18 protein-coding genes and 1 tRNA gene are annotated in these 20554 nt (G+C 57.2%); 9 read left to right on the top strand and 10 right to left on the bottom strand.

Annotation, left to right across the window (positions count from 1 at the left end; genetic code table 11):
- The first annotated feature begins 102 nt into the window (after positions 1-102).
- Positions 103-2955, top strand: a complete 2853-nt coding sequence (gene rcsC, locus CBW22_RS14475; protein WP_021509234.1) for a two-component system sensor histidine kinase RcsC — start codon at positions 103-105, stop codon at positions 2953-2955.
- A gap of 42 nt (positions 2956-2997) precedes the next feature.
- Here the strand turns inward: rcsC and rcsB are convergent, their stop codons facing one another.
- Genes rcsB through CBW22_RS14460 form a run of 3 tightly spaced genes read right to left on the bottom strand, consistent with a single transcriptional unit; the run spans position 2998 to position 7486 of the window.
- Positions 2998-3648: a response regulator transcription factor RcsB gene (gene rcsB / locus CBW22_RS14470; protein WP_013509853.1), complete on the bottom strand. Its 651-nt coding sequence runs from the start codon at positions 3646-3648 to the stop codon at positions 2998-3000.
- A gap of 1 nt (position 3649) precedes the next feature.
- On the bottom strand, positions 3650-6307 hold the full coding sequence (rcsD, locus tag CBW22_RS14465; RefSeq protein ID WP_058758458.1) for a phosphotransferase RcsD: 2658 nt from the start codon (positions 6305-6307) through the stop codon (positions 3650-3652).
- Between the two features lie 24 nt (positions 6308-6331).
- Positions 6332-7486, bottom strand: coding sequence for an MFS transporter (locus CBW22_RS14460; RefSeq protein ID WP_088517035.1), 1155 nt, complete (start codon positions 7484-7486; stop codon positions 6332-6334).
- Positions 7487-8378: 892 nt separating this feature from the next.
- Between CBW22_RS14460 and ompC the strand changes: the two genes are divergently transcribed.
- Positions 8379-9488 (top strand): porin OmpC, encoded by a 1110-nt coding sequence (gene ompC / locus CBW22_RS14455; RefSeq protein WP_031280043.1) that lies wholly within the window; start codon positions 8379-8381, stop codon positions 9486-9488.
- Positions 9489-9510: 22 nt separating this feature from the next.
- On the opposite strand, the gene CBW22_RS14450 is transcribed toward ompC, so the two are convergent.
- Positions 9511-10074, bottom strand: coding sequence for a TetR/AcrR family transcriptional regulator (locus CBW22_RS14450; RefSeq protein ID WP_058758443.1), 564 nt, complete (start codon positions 10072-10074; stop codon positions 9511-9513).
- A gap of 97 nt (positions 10075-10171) precedes the next feature.
- On the opposite strand from CBW22_RS14450, the gene CBW22_RS14445 reads away from it, so the two are divergent.
- Positions 10172-10627, top strand: a complete 456-nt coding sequence (locus tag CBW22_RS14445; RefSeq protein ID WP_058758444.1) for a nuclear transport factor 2 family protein — start codon at positions 10172-10174, stop codon at positions 10625-10627.
- 1 nt (position 10628) lies between these two features.
- Here CBW22_RS14445 and CBW22_RS26345 read toward each other — a convergent pair whose 3' ends face one another.
- Positions 10629-10784 carry a hypothetical protein gene (locus CBW22_RS26345; RefSeq protein WP_164861051.1) on the bottom strand — a complete coding sequence of 52 codons (156 nt, stop codon included), beginning with the start codon at positions 10782-10784 and terminating at the stop codon, positions 10629-10631.
- 401 nt (positions 10785-11185) lie between these two features.
- On the opposite strand from CBW22_RS26345, the gene apbE reads away from it, so the two are divergent.
- From apbE to CBW22_RS14430, 3 genes are all read left to right on the top strand, one after another.
- On the top strand, positions 11186-12217 hold the full coding sequence (apbE, locus tag CBW22_RS14440; protein ID WP_088517034.1) for an FAD:protein FMN transferase ApbE: 1032 nt from the start codon (positions 11186-11188) through the stop codon (positions 12215-12217).
- Between the two features lie 17 nt (positions 12218-12234).
- Positions 12235-12876, top strand: a complete 642-nt coding sequence (gene alkB, locus CBW22_RS14435; RefSeq protein WP_059009149.1) for a DNA oxidative demethylase AlkB — start codon at positions 12235-12237, stop codon at positions 12874-12876.
- Positions 12877-12962: 86 nt separating this feature from the next.
- Positions 12963-14615, top strand: a complete 1653-nt coding sequence (locus tag CBW22_RS14430) for a multidrug ABC transporter permease/ATP-binding protein (protein WP_088517033.1) — start codon at positions 12963-12965, stop codon at positions 14613-14615.
- A 153-nt stretch (positions 14616-14768) separates the two neighbouring features.
- On the opposite strand, the gene CBW22_RS14425 is transcribed toward CBW22_RS14430, so the two are convergent.
- Both CBW22_RS14425 and CBW22_RS14420 read right to left on the bottom strand, forming a co-directional pair.
- Positions 14769-15494 carry a 4'-phosphopantetheinyl transferase family protein gene (locus CBW22_RS14425; RefSeq protein WP_088517032.1) on the bottom strand — a complete coding sequence of 242 codons (726 nt, stop codon included), beginning with the start codon at positions 15492-15494 and terminating at the stop codon, positions 14769-14771.
- A 76-nt stretch (positions 15495-15570) separates the two neighbouring features.
- Positions 15571-15774 (bottom strand): hypothetical protein, encoded by a 204-nt coding sequence (locus CBW22_RS14420; protein WP_010618078.1) that lies wholly within the window; start codon positions 15772-15774, stop codon positions 15571-15573.
- A gap of 395 nt (positions 15775-16169) precedes the next feature.
- On the opposite strand from CBW22_RS14420, the gene CBW22_RS14415 reads away from it, so the two are divergent.
- Both CBW22_RS14415 and CBW22_RS14410 read left to right on the top strand, forming a co-directional pair.
- Entirely contained in the window at positions 16170-16673 is a 504-nt protein-coding gene (locus tag CBW22_RS14415) for a hypothetical protein (protein WP_217899526.1), read from the top strand.
- Between the two features lie 143 nt (positions 16674-16816).
- Positions 16817-17089, top strand: a complete 273-nt coding sequence (locus CBW22_RS14410; RefSeq protein WP_058780313.1) for a hypothetical protein — start codon at positions 16817-16819, stop codon at positions 17087-17089.
- A 115-nt stretch (positions 17090-17204) separates the two neighbouring features.
- Here the strand turns inward: CBW22_RS14410 and CBW22_RS14405 are convergent.
- From CBW22_RS14405 to CBW22_RS14395, 3 genes are all read right to left on the bottom strand, one after another.
- A tRNA-Pro gene (locus CBW22_RS14405) sits at positions 17205-17281 on the bottom strand.
- A gap of 72 nt (positions 17282-17353) precedes the next feature.
- Entirely contained in the window at positions 17354-19102 is a 1749-nt protein-coding gene (gene yejM, locus CBW22_RS14400) for an LPS biosynthesis-modulating metalloenzyme YejM (protein ID WP_021509248.1), read from the bottom strand.
- 23 nt (positions 19103-19125) lie between these two features.
- On the bottom strand, positions 19126-19353 hold the full coding sequence (locus CBW22_RS14395) for a YejL family protein (protein WP_021509249.1): 228 nt from the start codon (positions 19351-19353) through the stop codon (positions 19126-19128).
- Positions 19354-19511: 158 nt separating this feature from the next.
- Between CBW22_RS14395 and yejK the strand changes: the two genes are divergently transcribed.
- Positions 19512-20516 carry a nucleoid-associated protein YejK gene (gene yejK, locus CBW22_RS14390; RefSeq protein WP_021509250.1) on the top strand — a complete coding sequence of 335 codons (1005 nt, stop codon included), beginning with the start codon at positions 19512-19514 and terminating at the stop codon, positions 20514-20516.
- The last annotated feature ends 38 nt before the right edge of the window (positions 20517-20554 follow it).

The raw sequence follows: 20554 nt of genomic DNA, 5'->3' as shown, positions 1-20554 counted from the left end.
TCACTCCCAAAGTCGCGTGCCAACTGGCTTTTTCGCCCTGATAAAGCTAGTGTATGAGAACTTTTCAACGTCCCGATAACCCTTGCCGCCAGTGAGTCTCTTTTGAAATATCTCGTCTCCTTTCGCACCACGCTTCGCATCTCGCGCTACCTGTTTCGTGCGCTGGCACTGCTGCTCTGGTCGCTGGGTGCACTGTTGACCACTTTCTACATCATCAATGTGCTGCACGAGAAAGAGAACGCGGTGCGCCAGGAGTTTGCCACCAATTATGGTCAGGCCGAATGGTATGTGCGCCACTCAGCGGATGTGATGCGCGAGCTGAAGTACATCACTGAGAATCGCCTGAGCAGCAGCGTCAACGGGCTGGATATGCTCAACGGCATGCCGGGCGGTAAAAGCACGCTGCCGCAGTTTACGCCGCTGTTTACGGACGGTGACTGCACGTCAATGAGCAACACCTGGCGTAACTCGCTCGATTCCCTGAGCTATTTCATTAACTACTGGAAAAGCAATTTTGCCTCAGCCTATGAACTCAATCGGGTGTTCTTTATCGGCGGCGAAAATCAGTGCCTGGCAGACTTCACCATTGGCAACAATAATCCGGTCGATCGCGAACGCAGCCTGAAGGCGCTGCGCGAAAACGTGCTGCACTACCGCAGCGGCAACGAGGAAGAGCGGCGTAATCCAATGTACTGGATTACCAACAGCAGCCAGCCAGGCATCGGCAACTTCTACATGGTGGTGCCGGTTTACGTCGCCAACAAACTGCAGGCGCTGCTCGGCGTGGAACAGAACATTCGCCTGGATGAATTTATTCAGCCCGGCGGGCTGCCGCTGGTGGCCACCATCACCGATGAAAACTATCGTCCGCTGATCAGCTCACGACGCGGCGGACCCGGTTATTCGCTGGACGATCTGCCGGATAACAGCACCTGGTTTGGTTATCTTGACGGCTATCGTCAGCTGGTGCTGAAAAAGCCGCTGCCGCCGTCCAGCCTCAATGTGGTGTGGTCGCTGTCGACCGATGTGCTAATGGATCAGCTCAAGCTGATGCTGATCAACGCGTTGCTGCTCAATATCCTCAGCGCGCTGATTCTGTTTACCCTGGCGTGGGTGTTTGAACGCCGCATGTTCCTGCCGGCGGAAGACAACGCCCACCGGCTGGAGGAGCACGAGCAGTTCAACCGCAAGATTGTCGCGTCAGCGCCGGTCGGCATCTGTATTTTGCGTACCAGCGATGGCACCAACATCCTCAGTAATGAACTGGCGCATAACTATCTGACGCTGCTGACGCAGGAAGATCGCCTGCGGCTGAACGAAATCATCGGCGGCCAGCAGGTTAATTTTGTCGATATGCTGACCGGCAGTAACACTAACCTGCAAATCAGCTTTGTGCATTCGCGCTACCGCAACGAGAACGTGGCGATTTGCGTGCTGGTCGACGTCTCGGCGCGCGTGCGCATGGAGCAGTCGCTGCAGGAGATGGCGCACGCTGCCGAGCAGGCCAGCCAGTCCAAGTCGATGTTCCTTGCCACCGTCAGTCACGAACTGCGTACGCCGCTGTACGGCATTATCGGTAACCTCGATCTGCTGCAGACCAAATCGCTGCCGAAGGGCGTGGATTCGCTGGTCACGGCGATGAACAACTCATCCAGCCTGTTGCTGAAAATCATCAGCGATATTCTCGACTTCTCGAAGATCGAGTCCGAGCAGTTGAAGATTGAGCCGCGTCCCTTCTCGCCGCGTGAGGTGGTCAACCATATTGCCAGCAACTATCTGTCGCTGGTGGTGCGCAAGCGCCTGACGCTGTATGTGTTCATCGAGAACGATGTGCCGCTGGCGCTGGATGGCGATCCGCTGCGCCTGCAGCAGGTGATCTCCAACCTGCTGAACAACGCCATCAAGTTCACCCACACCGGCTGCATTATCCTGCACGCCTATGTCAAAGAGGGATATCTGGCGTTTCGCGTGCGCGACACCGGCGTGGGAATCCCGGCGAAAGAGATCACGCGCCTGTTCGACCCGTTCTTCCAGGTCGGCTCCGGCGTGCAGCGTAATTTCCAGGGCACCGGGCTGGGACTGGCGATCTGTGAAAAGCTCATCAACATGATGGATGGCGACATCGAAGTCGACTCTGAACCGGGCATGGGCAGCCAGTTCGTGGTGCGTATTCCGATCTACGCCGGACAGCAACCCGCGCCGCCGCTGCTGGATGGTCTGCAGGAAAAAGCCATCTGGCTCGACCTGCGCAACGACTATCTGGCGGCCTTCCTGCTGCGTCTGCTCCAGCAGCAGGGCATCCAGGTTGCGCACTATCAGGGGCGGGCTGGGGCGGACGATGTGATGATCTGCGATCACCACGACGCGCCAGCGCAGACGGTACGCGCGCGCATCCGTATCTGCGGTGAACACATTGATATGCCGCAGGAAACGACGCCGGGACAGTGGGTGCACAGCAGCGCGACGCTGCACGATCTGCCGCTGCTGCTGGGCCGAATTTACCGCATTGCCATCGACAGCGAAACGGCGACCACGCTGGAGCTGCCGGTGCCGCAGCAGGCCTCCAGCTATGAAGACATCATGGTGCTGATCGTTGATGACCATCCGATTAACCGCATGCTGCTGTCTGAACAGCTTGGCACGCTGGGCTATCAGACCAAAACGGCGCAGGACGGCGTGGATGCGCTCAACGTGCTCAGCCGCAACCATATCGATATCGTGCTGAGCGACGTTAACATGCCAAACATGGACGGCTACCGGCTGACGCAGCGTTTGCGCCAGCTGGGGCATGCTTTCCCGGTGATTGGGGTGACCGCTAACGCACTGGCGGAAGAGAAACAGCGCTGTATGGATGCCGGCATGGATAACTGCCTGTCAAAACCGGTGACGCTGGATGTGCTGAAAACCACGCTGGCGCTGTATGCCGAACGCGTACGCAAAAGCCGCGAAGGATAAGCAGGGCAGGGGAGAGGCGGTGCCGAAGCACCGCCGCAGGGATTACTCTTTGTCGACCTGAGTGGCGCTGACGGAAGAGAGGTAGTTCAGCAGCGCGATATCGTTATCCACGCCCAGCTTCATCATTGCTGATTTCTTCTGGCTACTGATAGTTTTGATACTGCGGTTCAGCTTCTTGGCGATCTCGGTAACGAGGAAACCTTCGGCGAACAGGCGCAGCACTTCGCTCTCTTTCGGTGACAGACGTTTGTCGCCGTAGCCGCCGGCGCTGATTTTCTCCAGCAGTTTGGCCACGCTTTCCGGCGTGTACTTTTTGCCTTTCTGCAGGGCTGCCAGCGCTTTTGGCAGGTCGGTCGGTGCACCCTGCTTCAGCACGATGCCTTCGATATCCAGATCCAGTACCGCGCTCAGGATCGCCGGGTTATTGTTCATGGTCAGAACAATAATGGAGAGATCCGGATAGTGACGCTTGATGTACTTGATCAGCGTGATGCCGTCGCCGTATTTTTCGCCCGGCATCGACAGATCGGTAATCAGGACGTTGGCATCCAGTTTGGACAAGCTATTGATCAGTGCTGTTGAGTCTTCAAACTCACCTACCACATTCACCCATTCGATCTGTTCCAGAGATTTACGGATACCGAACAGAACGATTGGATGGTCATCGGCAATAATTACATTCAGGTTATTCATCTTATTGGTTACCTTGCTGCAGCAGTTGGTTGACGTACGCGTCAATTTCACTGGTGGTATTTTTAATGGTTAAATCGTCGCACAATTTAATGTGCTGTTCTAACTCTTCACAAAGCTGTTTACCCGGCAGTAAATTGAGCATGGCAAACACGCCTTTCAGGCGATGCGCTGTCTGAGCAAGCGAGGGATAGTCCTTCTCCGCCGACTCAGTATACAGTCTCTTCACATCTGGCGGTACTGTCTCCGTAAACAGCTGGAAATAGCCGCCGCTCAGCAGCGGCGTGGCAGCCTCATCGTCGTCGCTCTCCTCTATCGAATCGTGAGCCAGTTGCTTCTCAATCAGGGCCAGCAGCGCATCAAGCAGTGCATTGCTGAGATTGAAATTGACCCGGAATTGCTGGTCGTTGAGGGCGTGATGCCCCATTTCGTCGCCCGCCAGCAACAGCGCCCAGCCGTGCAGGCGCGCCGGATCGTCCGTCACCAGCACATCATGCTCCTGCCCGGACAGGCGTTCGTCCGAGGTCAGGCAATTTGCCCCCCAGTTCTCGAGGTGGCGGCAGACAATTTTGTGTACGTCTTCGACCGCGATATCCACCAGCGCCGTCACGCCTTCCAGCAGTTTCTCTTCCTGCTCGCTCTGCTGCTCCAGCGCCAGCGGCAGCTGAATGTTGTAGCGCGTGCCGATATCCGGTTTGGCGATAATCTCCAGCTGGCCGCCCATCTGTTTGCACAGCTGCTTACACAGGAAAAACGCCATGCCGGACGCCTGACCGTAACGGTCCTGCGTGGTTTCGCCAAGGTAAGGGAAATCGACGTTGGCCAGCTCGTCGCCGGTCAGGCCTGAGCCGGTATCCACCAGCTGGAACAGCACGCTGTTGGCTTTGCTGTCGCTGGCTTTGATATCGAGGGAAATCTTGCCCCACTGCGTGGTGGTGAGCGCGTAGTGCATCAGCGTGGTCAGGACTTTACGCAGCGCGCGGCGATCGCCAAAGCGCATCTCGTCGTTGGCCAGCTGATTGTTGACCACCAGCGTCAGTCCTTTGCGCCGCAGCAGCGGCAGGCTTTCCAGCGCAATCTCATCCAGCAGATCCTGCAGGTTAAACACGCCCGCATCCGGCGACCAGTCGTGGGCTTCCAGCCGGTTGAGCAGGACGATATCGTCCACCAGCCGCGCCAGACCCTGGCTCTCATCCAGCAGATCCAGCACGCTCTCGTCGTCATCGCGCTGGCTGAGCTGCACCAGCTGCGTCACCATGCTCTGCAGCGGACGATTAAGCGCATGGCCAAGATTCTGCATCAGCTGCTGGCGCATCTGGTGGTTGCGATCCAGCACCTGCTGCGCTTTTTGCAGCTTCTTATTCACCAGCAGCTCGCGATCCTGATCGCGCATCATAAACAGCTGGGTGTGCGGCGACAGCATGCTGCGCGCGTGGCGAATCTCATACACTTCGTTATTGATGGTAGCCTGCAGCACGCCCTGATGCTGATCGGACATATTGATAATCTTCTGCAGATTGAGATGCGGCAGCAGATGCTCAGCGATTTTGTTGCTCAGCAGGGTGCGATTGGTGCCAAAGTCATACACCAGCAGCCCGACCGGCAGGCTGGCGACGATCTCCTCATTCAGCATACGCAGCGAATCAAGCTCAGCGCTCTGGTTCTCATTCGGTCGCAGCGACTGCTGGCGCAGCAGCGTAATGCCGGCAATAGACAGCAGGAACAGCAACAAGTTGATCAGCAGCGGCCACATCAGGTTGTGCAGGGTATCCATCGCCAGGCTGGCGAGTGGCACCCGGTACACCAGCTGGAGCGAGGTGCTGGGCAGCGTGGCGGCAATCTCCAGGTTCGGGTTAACCAGCGTCACCGCGGTGCTTTCGCTGCTGGCGTCATCGCTGGTGGCGCTGCCGGGCTGGCTGGCATCCTGGCGCAGCTGGAAATTCTCCAGCGGCATACTGCGTGGAATCAAATCGTTAACCGGCAGATCGAACGCCACCACCGTGGCTAAATGACCTGGCTGGTTAAACGTGGTGCGCAGCGTGAAGTAGTGATCGTTCTGCCAGGCAAAGTGGCGCAGCGGCGAGAAGCTTTCGCGTTCGTCGAGCGCATTGGCCTGCTGCAGCATTTCGGCACGGCGGCTGTCCACCAGCGTATTGATCGCGCTCTCTTTATAGCGTGTCGCCATATCCTTGAGCGGCAGGGTCGAGATCATGATCAGGCTGTTGTCCTGACCATTGAGGAAGTACATCGACCACGCCGGATTTTCAGCGCCCCACAGCGTATCGAGATAATTGGACATGCGCAGCGTCATATCCAGCGTGCTGCTGTCGTGCGAGCCGAAAATCAGCGCTTCGGTCTTGCGGCGGGTTTTCTCCAGATAGTAAACATCCGGGCGCAGGCGCGTCTCCTGCAGGCTGCTGTTCGGCGTAGAACCTGCGGCGCTGGTGGCGAGATTTTCATAGATTTGCCAGGTGGCAAAGCGGTAAGCATCAATGCGTTTTTGCATCGCGCGCGCCAGGTCAGTCATGGCGTAGCGCTTTTCCATGATCCACGCATTCACACTGTTGTGCACCATGGCGCCGAGCGCGAGAAACAGCACCAGGTTAAACACCACGAAAAAGCGCGTTACGTTGCCGGAGGTCAGCGGAAATTTATAAGGCAGCATAGGTGTCTCAGGATCCTGCAATTAACGCGCGACCAGCCGGGCGCTGGCGGCAACCGCCAGCAGCAGCAGGGCGATAAGTAAAAACGCGCCGCTCAGGCTGAGCCACTGGGAAATAAAGCCGATTAAAGCCGGGCCTGAAAGAATACCCGCATAGCCGAGCGTTGTCATGGCGGAAATCGCCAGATTGGCCGGCATATCCTGTTGATTACCGGCGGCATTAAACAGCATCGGCACGGTATTGGCCAGGCCAAAGCCCACCAGCAAAAAGGCCAGCAGCGCCGCCTGCGGCCACGGCAGCAGCACCGCCAGCGTCATGCCGGCTGCCGCCGCCAGCGCACCGGTCAGCATCACCGGATAGCGGCCAAAGCGCTGAATCACTTTATCGCCCGTCAGACGACCTATGGTCATGGCGATGGAGAAGATGGCGTAACCCAGGCCGGCGTGCGCCACGCTCATGCCCGGACTTTGCAGCAGCAGCAGGGCGCTCCAGTCGAGTACCGCGCCTTCCGCAAGGAACAGAATAAAGCACAGGCAACCGAGGAAGGCGACCCAGCCGCGCGGGATCACCAGCCAGGGTTGATCGGGCTGATGCAGGCGCTCCGTCATCAGCGTCGGCAGGCTGCACAGCAACAGCAGCACCATCAGCAGCATGATAACGCCCACTGCCTGCAGCGGTGTCAGACCCGCGCCAAGTAACAGGCTGACCGCGCCGGCGCCAAGAATACCGCCAAGGCTGAAGAAACCGTGGAAACCGGACATCATTGGCTTGGCCGCCGCTTTCTCAACCTCAACCGCCTGCACATTCATGGCCACATCCAGCATGCCGAGCCCGGCACCGAACACCATCAGCGTGGCGGCCATCAGCCACATCACATTCAGCGTCGCCAGCAGCGGCAATACTGCCAGCACCACCAGCGTGGAGCACAGCATAACGCGGCGGCAGCCAAAGCGTGCCACCAGCGCACCGGTCACCGGCATTGCCGCCAGTGAACCAATGCCGAGACACAGCAGCAGGCCGCCCAGCGACGCGCCCGTCAGCTGCAGGCGCTGGCTGGCAAACGGCACCAGCGGCGCCCAGGCAGACATGCTTAAACCGGCGATGAGAAAAACGAGGCGTGTTCCCAGATTGACACGCTGATGCAATTTATTGGGCTGTGCGGCGTCCAGTGCTGTCATAAAGGTGTCGTTGTCATAAGTCGTTCGAGCGACGAAGTTTAGCATTAAAGCTGGCGCGGCACCGCTCAATGAAGGCGAAGAGCAGGGCAAAAATGGTCGCCAGAAAACAGCATATTACCGATCTTTTGCCAGGCGCTGCGCTTTTCCAGACATTTCCTGGACTTCATAAGCTCTCTGACCGTTATTAAACCGACAGATTCAGTGGGAATTTGGCTTAAGTTGGGGTGAAAATCGATTGCTGCGGCAGCGCTAACTGATTGAATAGTGGTAAAGAATATTCCGCCAGCGGTTGGGTAAACGCATCGGCTATTTTCCCGTGCAACTTTATTACGCCCGGAAATTAACATTGCGCAATCATGGCTAAGTAATGAACAAAAAGTGCGAAAACGAACAAATAATGGCGTCCTGAGTGGCGGTTAATTTAACCTCAGCAAACAGGTTTACATTAAATTACACAGCGGAAGAAAAATGGCAGGCAAAAAAATGCCGGACAATCATGTCCGGCGGGAATTAGGGTAAATCTCTCATTCGGGGTGAATGAAGGTAATAATGAAATAAATGATGATAGCGGGAGTAATTGTATGCGCTGAGTGGCGTTAAGTTTTATCATTCAGTGCGGCAGCTTATCTCATCTTATCTCTATGTATTTAAATGAATAAAATTCGGTTTATCAATTAGTGCGATATTTTTTGCCGATGTGTGCTGATTATTAGTTCCGCGATATTTACATTTAGAAATAACTATTTAATACAATGAAACACTTTCGGAAATTTAGTATCATTTTCGTGATAGATTATTGCTCTCCATAAAATAACAATGGCTTGCCGGCTGAATTTTTAAGCATTCAGTTAGCAGTGGCACATATAAAAGGCACATTACAGAGGGTAATAAAATGAAACGTCGCGTTCTCTCCCTGATGATTCCTGCATTGCTGGTGGCAGGCTCAGCAAGCGCAGCTGAAATTTATAACAAAGATGGCAACAAATTAGACCTCTACGGCAAAGTAGACGGCCTGCACTATTTTTCGGACAACGATGGCCAGGACGGTGACCAGTCTTACCTGCGTTTTGGTTTTAAAGGTGAAACTCAGGTGACCGACCAGCTGACCGGCTACGGTCAGTGGGAGTACCAGGCTGCGCTGAACACCGCAGAATCGCAGGGCACCGCTAACAGCTACACCCGTGTCGGCTTCGCCGGTCTGAAATTCGGTGATGCGGGCTCGTTCGACTACGGCCGTAACTACGGCGTACTGTATGACATCGGCGCATGGACTGACGTGCTGCCGGAGTTTGGTGGTGACACCTACGGCGCGGACAACTTCATGTTCCAGCGCAGCAACGGCCTGGCGACATACCGCAACAGCAACTTCTTCGGCCTGGTGGATGGCTGGAACTTTGCCGTGCAGTATCAGGGCAAAAACGACAACCCAACCGAATCCTCTTCCGGTCGTGATGTCCTGGGTGAGAACGGCGACGGCTGGGGCCTGAGCACCACCTACGATCTCGGCTCCGGCTTCGGTCTGGGTGCGGCGATGTTCCAGTCTGACCGTACCAACAATCAGAACGGCAACGCGCCAGGCATTCTCGGTCGCGGTGATAAAGCCGAAGCCTACACCGGCGGTCTGAAATATGACGCTAACAACGTATATCTGGCGGCGATGTACACCCGTTCTTACAACGCAACCCGCTTCGGCGCGGTGGATTCCGCTGCGTACGGCTATGCCAACAAAGCGGACAACTGGGAACTGGTGGCACAGTATCAGTTTGACTTCGGTCTGCGTCCGTCGCTGGCCTTCGTCTCCTCACGCGGCAGCGATATCGAAGGTTACGGCAGCCAGAACCTGAAAAAATATGTCGACGTGGGTGCGACCTATTACTTCAACAAAAACATGTCGACCTATGTTGATTACCAGATCAACCTGCTGGACGACAACAACTTCACCGATGCGGCCGGTATCAACACCGACGACATCGTAGCGCTGGGCCTGGTTTACCAGTTCTAAGCCGGAGAGCGTGGCCTGCGGGTCACGCTCTGCTCTCCAGCAGCGCGTTCAGCGCCGCCTGCAGCGTTGCCGTCACCTGCTGCGCCGCTTCCCCCATCTGAACCTGCACGATTGCACCATCCACCAGCAACACGATCTGCCCAGTTTTTTCCTGCTGTGCCGCGCTGAGTCTTTCGGCAATGGCGGCCGCCATCTCACGCTTGTGCTGGCGAATCAGGGCGCTCGCTTCCGGCAGGGTATCAGCCAGTTCTGCCGCGCTATTAATAAACGCACAGCCGCGGAAATCCTCCTCCTGAAACCAGCTCAGTAACGCAGCCGGCAGCGCCACGTTGATGGCAGGCTGCTGCGCCAGCGCGCTGCGAAAGCCGCTCATCCAGCGCTGATGGCGCTGCTGCAGAAACGCCAGAATTAAGTCATTTTTGGCCGGAAAGTGGCGGTAGAAGGTCACTTTGGTCACGCCAGCCGCGGCAATCACTTTATCGATGCCGGTAGCACGGATGCCTTGCGCATAAAACAGCTGTTGCGCGCTGAGCAGGATGCGGTCACGCGCGCTGGCGCTGGCATCAAACAGCAGGGGTGCGAGCATAAGAAAAAATTCCTGTTTTCGGGGGTAGACAGAATTGTCTACATACGGCAGGATGAATCAAGTAGACAGACCTGTCTACATCATCAGGAGATAAAAAATGCTCATCCCCCCGTTCGATCATCAAAGTGCCTTAGAAAAAGTGCGTATGGCGGAAGATGCCTGGAACAGCTGCGATCCGCAGCGCGTGTCGCAGGTTTACAGTGAAGATACCCGCTGGCGCAATCGCAGCGAATTCGTTAACGGACGCGCGGACGTCGTGACCTTTCTGCAGCGTAAATGGGCCCGCGAGCTGGATTATCGGTTGATTAAAGAGTTGTGGGCGTGGCACCACGATAAGCTGGCGGTGCGTTTTGCCTATGAGTGGCGCGATGACAGCGGCAACTGGTTCCGCAGCTACGGCAATGAAAACTGGCACTTTGGTGCCGATGGTCTGATGATTCAGCGCTTCGCCTGCATCAACGATTTGCCGATTAGCGCTGAAGCGCGGCTGTTTCACTGGCCGGCTGGCAGACGCCCGGACGATCATCCGGGCCTGAGCGAGCTGGGTCTGTAATTTACGGCGCGTTGCGCCAGCGTCTGGCCTTTGCCGCCTGCTGCGGGGATGTAGTAGCAGGTGGCAGGCTGCCTTCCAGCGCCACGCCCGCCAGCGTAAAGGCGGAAAAGCTCAGCCAGCGCTGCCATTTATCCTGTTGTTCTGTTGCCTTACTCATCTTGCACCTCGCTGATGTTCAACCCACCATCAACGCTGCACAATTCATGCCATGCCACCGCTCTCAGCGCCACGCGCCCCGTGGCCGCTTTGTTACACTGCGCCAGCGCTGAAGCGGTGCAGGATGCACGACGCTGGTGCAATGCCTTAACGTCGGCGCGACGGATAGTGCTGAATCAGGCGGTGGCGATAGTGCTGCCAGCAACGGAAGCTTCCGTAAGCAAACAACCCGGCGGTAATAGCAAGAATCATATAAATCATCTGTCGCTCCTGTAAGGATTCTCGTGCAGGAACGCAGTATGCTGTGCCAGCCAGCGATCAACTTCAAGCAGCTTTAGACGGTTTTACAAGCGAGTTATGCTTTGTAATAGGCTGTAGTAATGAGTTACAGACGAGGAATTGATGAATTTTCAGAACATTCTGCTGACAGGCATGGTAGCACTGCTGCTGAGCGGGTGCGAGCAAAAAACGGCGCAGCAGGCGCTGGTGCTGGAAGGCAAAACCATGGGAACGGTGTGGCGCGTGAGTCTGGCGGGCGTGGATGCTCAGCGTAAGGCCGCGCTGCAGCAGGCAATTCAGCAGCAGCTCGATCGTGACGATGGCGAACTCTCCACCTGGAAAAAGGACTCAGTGCTGTCGCGCTTCAACCAGTATCAGGGACAGGATCCCCAGCCGGTCAGTGCCGATATGGCCGATATCGTCACCCGCGCGCTGCGCATCGGCCAGCTGACCGGCGGCGCGATGGACATTACCGTCGGACCGCTGGTGAATCTGTGGGGCTTTGGCCCGGCGCAGCAGCCGGCGCATACGCCATCGGATGCCGCCATCGCCGCCGCCAAAGCGCAGACCGGCCTGCAGCACCTGCGCGTGATTGAAACGGTGAACGGCCAGTGGCTGCAAAAAGATCTGCCGGGCCTGTATGTCGATCTCTCCACCATGGGCGAAGGCTACGCCACCGATCACCTGGCGCGGCTGATGGAGCAGCAGGGCATCACTAATTATCTGGTGTCGGTGGGCGGGGCGGTGCTGAGTCGCGGCCTGAATGCCAGCCAGCAGCCGTGGCGGGTCGCCATCCAGAAACCGACCGATCGCGAGAACGCGGTGGAGGCACGCGTCGATCTGCAGGGGCACGGAATCAGCACCTCCGGCAGCTATCGCAACTATTATGAACTGGATGGCAAACGCATCTCGCACGTGATCGATCCCGCCAGCGGCCGACCCATCGATCACCGGCTGGTCTCAGCCACGGTGATTGCCACCACCGCGCTGGAAGCCGACGGCTGGGACACCGGGCTGATGGTGCTCGGCACCGAGCGTGCCAAAGCGCTGGCGCTGAAACAGCATCTGGCGGTGTATCTGATTACGAAGCAGGGCGACGGCTTCAGCCACTGGATGTCGCCACAGTTCAAATCGTTTCTTATCGATCAGCCCTGACCTGACAGGAGGTAACTGTGCTGGATCTATTTAGTGAAGACGCGCCATGGCAGGAGCCGCTGGCCGAGGGCGCGGTGATTCTGCGTCGCCGGGCGCGCGAGCAGGCCGATGCGCTGCTGGCGGCGATTCATGACGTCGCGGCCCTTAACCCGTTTGCCCATCGCATCACGCCGGGTGGACATCGCATGTCGGTCGCCATGACCAACTGCGGCGATTTCGGCTGGTCGACCGATTCGCGCGGTTACCAGTACACCGAACAGGATGTCAGCAGCGGCCGTAAATGGCCGCCGATGCCTGCGCTGTTCCGCACGCTGGCACAGCAGACCGCGCAGGAGGCAGGCTTTGCCGGTTTCAATCCGGACGCCTGCCTGATTAACCGCTATGAGCCCGGTGCCAAACTGACGCTGCATCAGGATAAGGATGAGAAGGACTTACGCCAGCCGATTGTCTCGGTATCGCTTGGCCTGCCGGCCGTTTTTCAGTTTGGCGGTTTTGAGCGCGGCGATGCGACGCAGCGCGTGCTGCTGGAGCACGGCGATATCGTGGTATGGGGCGGTCCGTCGCGCCTGCGCTATCACGGCATTTTGCCGCTAAAAGCGGGCATCCATCCGCAGGCTGGCGCGTTCCGTTACAACCTGACATTCCGCCGCGCCCAGTAACCGTAAAACGGATGAGAATTATTCTTGCCTTCACCTGAAGCGCCATTAAACTGCAGGCTGCCTGGTTGACCTCTGGATAATTTTTAATGGCATTGCTTCAGGTTGTTTTTCGCCAGTACCGCTGGCCGTTTATTGGCGTGATTGTGCTGACGCTGCTTAGCGCCGCGCTGGGTATCGGGCTAATCGCCTACATCAATAATGAACTGATCGTGGCAGTCAATACCTCGCTCACCGTGCTGCCGGGCTTTCTCGCCCAGCTGTTTCTGCTGATGGCGGTGACGCTGGCGTCGCAGCTGGCGCTGACTCAGCTCGGCCACCATTTTGTCTGGCGGCTGCGCGGTGAGTTTATCAAGCGTATTCTGGATACCCGGGTTGAACGCATTGAGCAGATTGGTAACGCTCAGCTGCTGGCCGGCCTGACCAGCGACGTGCGTGCCATCACTATCGCGTTTGTGCGCCTGCCGGAGCTGATTCAGGGCATCATTATTACGCTGGGTTCCGCGATCTATCTGGCGTGGCTGTCACCGCAAATGCTGTTGATCACCACGCTGTGGCTGGTGGTGACGCTGATCGGCGGCTGGCTGCTGGTGTCGCGTGTTTATCAGCATATGGCGAAGCTGCGCGACATCGAGGACGAGCTGTACCGCGATTTTCAGACCATCATTGAAGGGCGCAAAGAGTTGCAGCTTAACCGCGAGCGCGCCCGGCTGATTTACGACACCGTGTATCAGGAAAATGCCACGGATTATCGTCGTCACATTGTGCGCGCCGATACCTTCCATCTCAGCGCGGTGAACTGGTCGAACATTATGATGCTCGGCGCGATTGGTATTGTGTTCTTCATGGCCAACGGTCTGGGCTGGGCCAATACCGCTGTCGCCGCGACCTATTCGCTGACGCTGCTGTTCCTGCGCACGCCGCTGCTGGCGGCAGTAGGCGCGCTGCCGACGCTGCTCAGCGCACAGGTGGCATTGCGGAAAATTAATACCTTTGATCTGGCTCCCTACAGCGACGGTTTCAACGCGCTGCCGACGGTGAGCGACTGGCAGACGCTGGAGCTGCGCGACGTCTGTTTCCATTATGGCGAGCACGGTTTTGCCGTCGGCCCGATCAACCTGACGCTGCGCCGCGGTGAACTGGTGTTTCTGATTGGTGGTAACGGCAGCGGTAAATCCACGCTGGCGATGCTGCTGACCGGCCTGTATCAGCCGCATTCAGGCCGCCTGCTGCTGGACGGTAAAGAGGTGGACTGGCATAACCTTGATGTTTATCGCCAGCACTTCTCGGCGGTGTTCACTGACGTGCACCTGTTTGATCGCCTGATTCGTCGCGGTGGTGAGCCGGCTAATCCGGCGCTGGTGCAGCAGTGGCTGGAGCGGCTGAAAATGCAGGACAAGCTGAAGCTGGAAGGCAACCGGGTACTCAACCTGCAGCTGTCGAAAGGGCAGAGCAAGCGGCTTGCTCTGCTGCTGGCGGCGGCGGAGGAGCGCGATATCCTGCTGCTTGATGAGTGGGCGGCCGATCAGGACCCGCATTTCCGCCGCATCTTCTACCGCGAGCTGCTGCCGTGGCTTCAGGCGTCCGGCAAAACCGTGTTCGCCATCAGCCATGACGATCACTACTTTATTCATGCCGATCGGCTGCTGGAAATGCGCGATGGGCAGTTAAGCGAGCTGACCGGCCGCGAGCGCGAAATGGCCACGCTGGACGCCGTCAAACGCACCGATACCGGCCATTGACGGCTGGCGGCAAAGCTTAGCAAAAACCCTTATTGGGCAGGACGTTGTCAGCGGGATACAGTGAATGGCAGCAGAGATCCTCGTCTCTGCCTCCCTGGAACACTTCTGTCGTCTTGTGTTGTCACCGGCCCGGGCTCATTCCGCGCCGGTTTTTTATTGCGCGCAGGCCGGGTGAGTGAGCAGTGTGACCACGCGCGCCGGCTGCAGCCAGAAGCGTGCGTCCAGCACGGTGCTGCGGGTAAATTCCGCGCTGAAATCCTGACACAGCTGCAGCCTGGCGCGCTGCTGCGGCAGGTCGAGCTCGATCAGCGCAGCCTGATGAAACGCCATGGGCTGATGCAGCCGCGGCCATAGCGCCTTATAAAGACTCTCTTTCAGCGAAAACAGCAGCGTTGCCGCCTGCGCAAAGGGCAGCGGCTGGCCCTCAAGCAGCGCGCGCTCCTGCGCGTTCATCAGCAGTTCCGCCGTGTCCTGCGCGGTTTCCTCTGCCATCACCTGCTCAACATCAATACCCACATACAATGCCTCGCGCGTCGCGGCCATCACCACGCAGTCATGGCTGTGCGACAGTGAAGCACGAATGCCTGCCGGCCAGCACGGTGAGCGATCCGGCGCGTTGTGCAGCACAAAATCAGTGATTCCCAGCTGCGCCAGCTGTTGCCGCACCAGCCAGCGGCTGGCGAGATATTCAATTTTGCGTTTGCTGGCTGCCTGCTGTAGCGCGGACGGCAGCGGCAATTGCCACTGCGCAGGTAAAGCGGCGTGCCACTGTTGCCGATCAAAGCGGCACCACGCCAGCGACAGCGATTCAGCGGTGTGGCCAGCGGCGGTGATAAAACCACAAGCGGGCAGCGGCAGGGATGTTTCGGCTGAGAACATAACGAGTAACGGCTGATGGAAAAGCGTGTTTTACCAGTCAGCCGCGGGCAGAGCAAGCCGAAAAGGCTGCTGCGGGTTAGCGATTTGGCGGGATAGCGAAGCTCTTCATCTGCACCACAAAATGGTGGTGGCCTTTGGTAATGCGTGCACCACGGTCGCACCAGTGGCTCGCCAGGCGGAAGAAATCATCGCTGCCAATATCATACGCCAGCTCCACTTTGCTGATGCCTGAGTGCAGGAGTTCTTCCGCATCCTGCAGGTTTTTTGCTTTGATGACCATAACGAGATTCCATCAAATAAACGGGGAGCTTTAGGGTAGGGGAAATCTGTGACAGTTTTGTTTCACTTTAATGAATTGCTGTCACAAATCAGTAAAAACGTGATCCCGGTCGGCTTTGCTGACTTCAGTTAAGTACCTGATTCGCAGCATGAATGAAGTATGATGCGAGATTATGCTGCAGGATTATGCACCCTGAACAATAAGGTCAGGGCCAGTTGCAGTGGTGACGAATAGCCGCGTCTGGCGCGGTAATCGCGCCGTCATTTTCCATCTCTATCCTTACGGTAATGGCTGTATTATGAAGCCCATCACACATCGATAGCCGCTTCGTTTAACCGGGGTAAAGCGTGGGCGTAACATGCTGGTGGCTGACGAAAGAGGCTAAGGAGCGAACGATGCAAAAACTGGCTGGCATAATGTTACTGGGTTGCATGAGCGTAGGCGCTGCACAGGCAGCAGATCTCAGCTTCCAGAATGCGCAGGGCAATATTGAAGTGGTGCCCGGCAAACCCACCTTTGTGCATAAACTGCACTACCGCAAACTCTATGATGAAAAGCCGTTCCCGGATGCGGTGATTTATTACTACAGCAACGGGGTGTATAAAATCCTGTCGCAGGGCGAAAATCATTATGGCCTCTATGTGATGCAGGGCAGCGTTGAGGACCAGAGTTACACCATCCGCTATATTTCAGCGCCGTCAAAAGACTGGGGCAACAAAACCGCCTTCCATCAGCTCACCTTTGTGAATGGCGCGCAGGCAAAGGTGTTTATTCAAAACGCGATTACCGATACCGGTGAGCAGATCGCCCAGCAAAACGGCGAGTTTTTGCTGCAGGATCACGATCCCGCAAACGCGGCGCCAGACCGCTGGGATGATGAAATGAAAATCCAGCGCTGACGGTCAAAGCCTTTCCTCTGCGCCGCAACCGTTACGGATAGGGTTGCGGCGCCCGATGTGCCTGCGTTAGCAAAGATTTTCCCTATCCCAGCGAGAATTGTTTCCGGCTGGCAACGCGGCCAAATCTCGATAATTATCAGGGCATGACTAAATATCGTGTAAGAGTGGGTTTTCACAACCCCTCAGCCCTGACCTTCAGGCAGCTGGATGAAATCCTGGAACCGCAACGCTTCTGGCGCAGCGACACGCGCAGCGGTACGTTTCGCTACTTCATGGAGTATGAATATGAGTCGGAAGTGCGCGATATCTGCGAAGTGTGCGAGCTGGCTTATTCGCAGGCGTGTAAGGTGAAGAAATGCCCGCTGATTCTGGTGCAACCCTGCGAGACGGAAGTTCCGCTGACGTTTAACCCGTAGACGCGTGGCAGTCCGCGCGCTGAAAACCATCGCGCTCGGGGCGCGCCGGGTTTTACCCTCGCAAAATGCAGACAATAAAAAAGCAGCCGTAAAAGGCTGCTTTTCTTTGGGATTTTGGTCGGCACGAGAGGATTTGAACCTCCGACCCCTGACACCCCATGACAGTGCGCTACCAGGCTGCGCTACGTGCCGAACGTGGAGGGTTATACTACTGGTTCCGTTGGCGATTGCAATATGCCGGCAGCTTAACTGCCTCATAATTAATCAGTTTGCCGTGAACCGTTTCTCTTCCGTCAGCACCTGCAACAGCAGCGCCAGCTGAGGTTTATGATCTTTCAGCTCTTTGCCCTGGGCATCGTACGCGCTGTAGTTACCGTTGTTGCTGAGCACCAGCGTTACCGTTGGCGTAGTCACCACCAGTTTGCCATCTTCACTGCTGGCGACCCAGTTATGGCTGCGCTGCGCGGCAAACAGATCTTCACCCTGTGAATAGTTAACCGGATTGGTGCGCACGTGCAGCAGGCGCTGCATCAGCGTGGTCATCACATCCTGCTGATCGGTCAGGCGATCGATGCTCTGCGCCGGGGTATTCGGCCAGTGCACCACCAGCGGTACCTGCAGCGTCGCGCGGTTGCCCGGATTATCGCTGTTGTCGAAGGTGATGGCGCGCTGCGCCGTGATCACCACCACGGTATTTTTCAGCGCATCATTCTGCTGCAGCGTATGCAGCACCGTCGCGATTTGTTCATCCACGCCTGTCGCCTGGCGCATATAGCTGCGCTGGCGCGCTTTGGTGCTGTCGCCGGTTACCGTCACGCCGTTGAGCGCAATCCATGAGAACCAAGGCGCGCCGCCTTTCTGACCATTGAGCCAGTTCTGCCACTGCGTCACCGTGGTGCTGTTAGGCTGGGTATCGGCCTGCGGCAGGCTGTAATCCGCCAGCAGCGCCTGACGGTACAGCGGCTGGCTAAAGCCATCGGAAGAGAACAGGCCGAACTGATAACCCTGGCTGTTCAGCGCGCCGAGCAGGGCAGAGGGCATGCGCGCCGCCAGCACGCCGTCCATGTAGCTGGAGGAGATACCGTAGAACAGACCGAACAGGCCTTTTTCCGGCTGCAGTCCGGCGCTGTAATGCTGGGTAAAGCGCACGTTTTCACTGGCGAACTGATTGAGCGATGGCAGCGCTTTATCCACCGTGGCATTGTTCAGGCCGTCCACCGTCAGAATCAGCAGGTTGTGACGCGTTCCGCCATCGCGGAACGTAATATCGCTGAGCGGATACTGCACCGACAGCGCTTCCGGATCGCCCTGTTGCACCAGACGGCGCTGATACTCCTGCGCATCCAGCAGGCCGTGTCGCTCCAGAAAACGCCGTGCGGTCATCGGATAGGAGAGCGGCAGGTTGGCACGCTGCATGGTAATCGGCCGGTAGAAGTTGGCGTCCGCCCAGATATACAGCAGATGGCTGGCAAAGAAGGCGCTGATAAACAGCGCGGCCAGCGGCTTGCCAAACGAACGCCGGTTCAGGCTGCGCAGCTTTTGCCAGCTCCAGGTGGCAAACAGCATCTCAACCAGGAAAATCAGCGGTACGCTGATAAACATCAGCTGCCAGTCGCGCGCCATCTCGCTTTGATCGGGGTTGACCACCAGTTCCCACACCACCGGATTGAGGTGCAGATGGAAACGGTTGAACACCGCGCTGTCGACCATAATCAGCGTCAGCCCGGCCGTGGCGACCACGGCGGAGAGCACGCGCAGCAACCGCTGCGACATGGCGACAAACGTCAGCGGGAAGATAATCAGCAGATAAGCGGCAAACACGATAAAGCTGAAATGGCCAATCCAGCTGGTAAACGCATAAATACGGCCGGCGAGGGAAGAGGGCCAGTCGGCGACCAACAGGTAGCGGCTGCCTAAAATAAGCGCAAACAGAATATTAAACAGGGCAAACCAGTGCCCCCAGCTGATCATCTGGGAGACTTTTTCACGGTAGCGCTGCCGGTTGGTTACCATATTTATGAGGTCAAATCTGCAATTTAGTGGGCGTTGTCATCGCGCACGGAAGACTGCAGCGCTTCCGCAAACGAGCGGGCGAGGCTGCGGCGCTGGGCCGGTGCGATGTCGGTGTTAATCAAATTGGTCACCATGTTCCCCAACACCATCAGGGAAAGATCGGTTGGCGCTTTGTCTTTTTCAAGAACCTGCGCCAGCTGCGCGAGAAGCTGTTCGACGCGCGCGTCGCTGTAACGGGATGATTGTGGCATATCGTCGACTAATCAAGTGTGAAAACGCGGTATATTACCGTAACAACGCACTTTTTTCCGCAATTTTATCGCAAGCAGAACGATCAGTTTGTGCGCGCAGTTGAAAGCGGCTGCGGGCGGTGTTTGAATACGCGCCTGAGCCAAAAGGAGAGTCTACCATGAGTCTGGATATCGACCAGATTGCCCTGCATCAGTTAGTCAAACGTGATGAAAACCAGCTGGAACTGGTGCTGCGCGATACCCTGTTACCTGCCACGCAGGCGGTGGAAGAGATGGCGGAAGAGTTACACCGCGTCTATAGCGCCAAAAGCAAGGCTTACGGCCTGTTTAATGAAGACAGCGAGCTGGCGGAAGCGCTGCGCAACTGCCGCAAAGGGCAGGATGACTTCCTGGCGTTCAGCCGTGCGGCTACCGGACGCCTGCGCGACGAGCTGAGCAAATACCCGTTCGCCGAAGGCGGCGTGGTGCTGTTTCTGCACTATCGCTATCTGGCGGTGGAGTATCTGCTGGTGGCGGTGCTGAACAGCCAGTCGAGCATGCGCGTTAACGAGCAGCTCGACATCAGCAGCACGCACTATCTGGACATCAACCATGCCGATATCGTGGCGCGTATCGATCTCACCGAGTGGGAAACCAACCCGGAATCCACGCGCTACCTGACCTTCCTGCGCGGACGCGTGGGGCGCAAAGTGGCCGATTTCTTCATGGATTTCCTCGGTGCCAGCGTTGGTCTGGACACCAAAGCACAGAACCGCGGGCTGCTGCAGGCGGTAGATGATTATTGTGCCGAGTCCAGCCTCGATAAAAATGAGCGCCAGAACTATCGCCAGCAGGTCTACAGCTACTGCAATGAACAGCTGCAGGCGGGCGAGGAGATTGCGCTGGAAGATCTCTCCAGCGAGCTGCCGCCGCTGGGCGAAAAAACCTTTCAGGCGTTTACCCAGGAGCAGGGTTATGAGCTGGAAGAGCATTTCCCGGCCGACCGCAGCACCCTGCGTCAGCTGACGAAATTTGCCGGTAGCGGCGGGGGATTAACGCTTAACTTTGATGCCATGCTGCTGGGCGAGCGCATTTTCTGGGATCCGGCCACCGATACGCTGACCATCAAAGGCACGCCGCCGAATCTGCGCGATCAGCTGCAACGTCGTACCGGCGGTCAGTGATCGCCCGATTTGCGCCATAAAAAAACGCCGCAGATGCG

The organism is Pantoea sp. VS1, from assembly GCF_002207995.1.
Taxonomy (GTDB): Bacteria; Pseudomonadota; Gammaproteobacteria; order Enterobacterales; family Enterobacteriaceae; genus Pantoea; species Pantoea dispersa.
The sequence above is the reverse complement of the archived record's forward strand: the minus strand, read 5'-3'. Positions and strand labels throughout refer to the sequence as shown.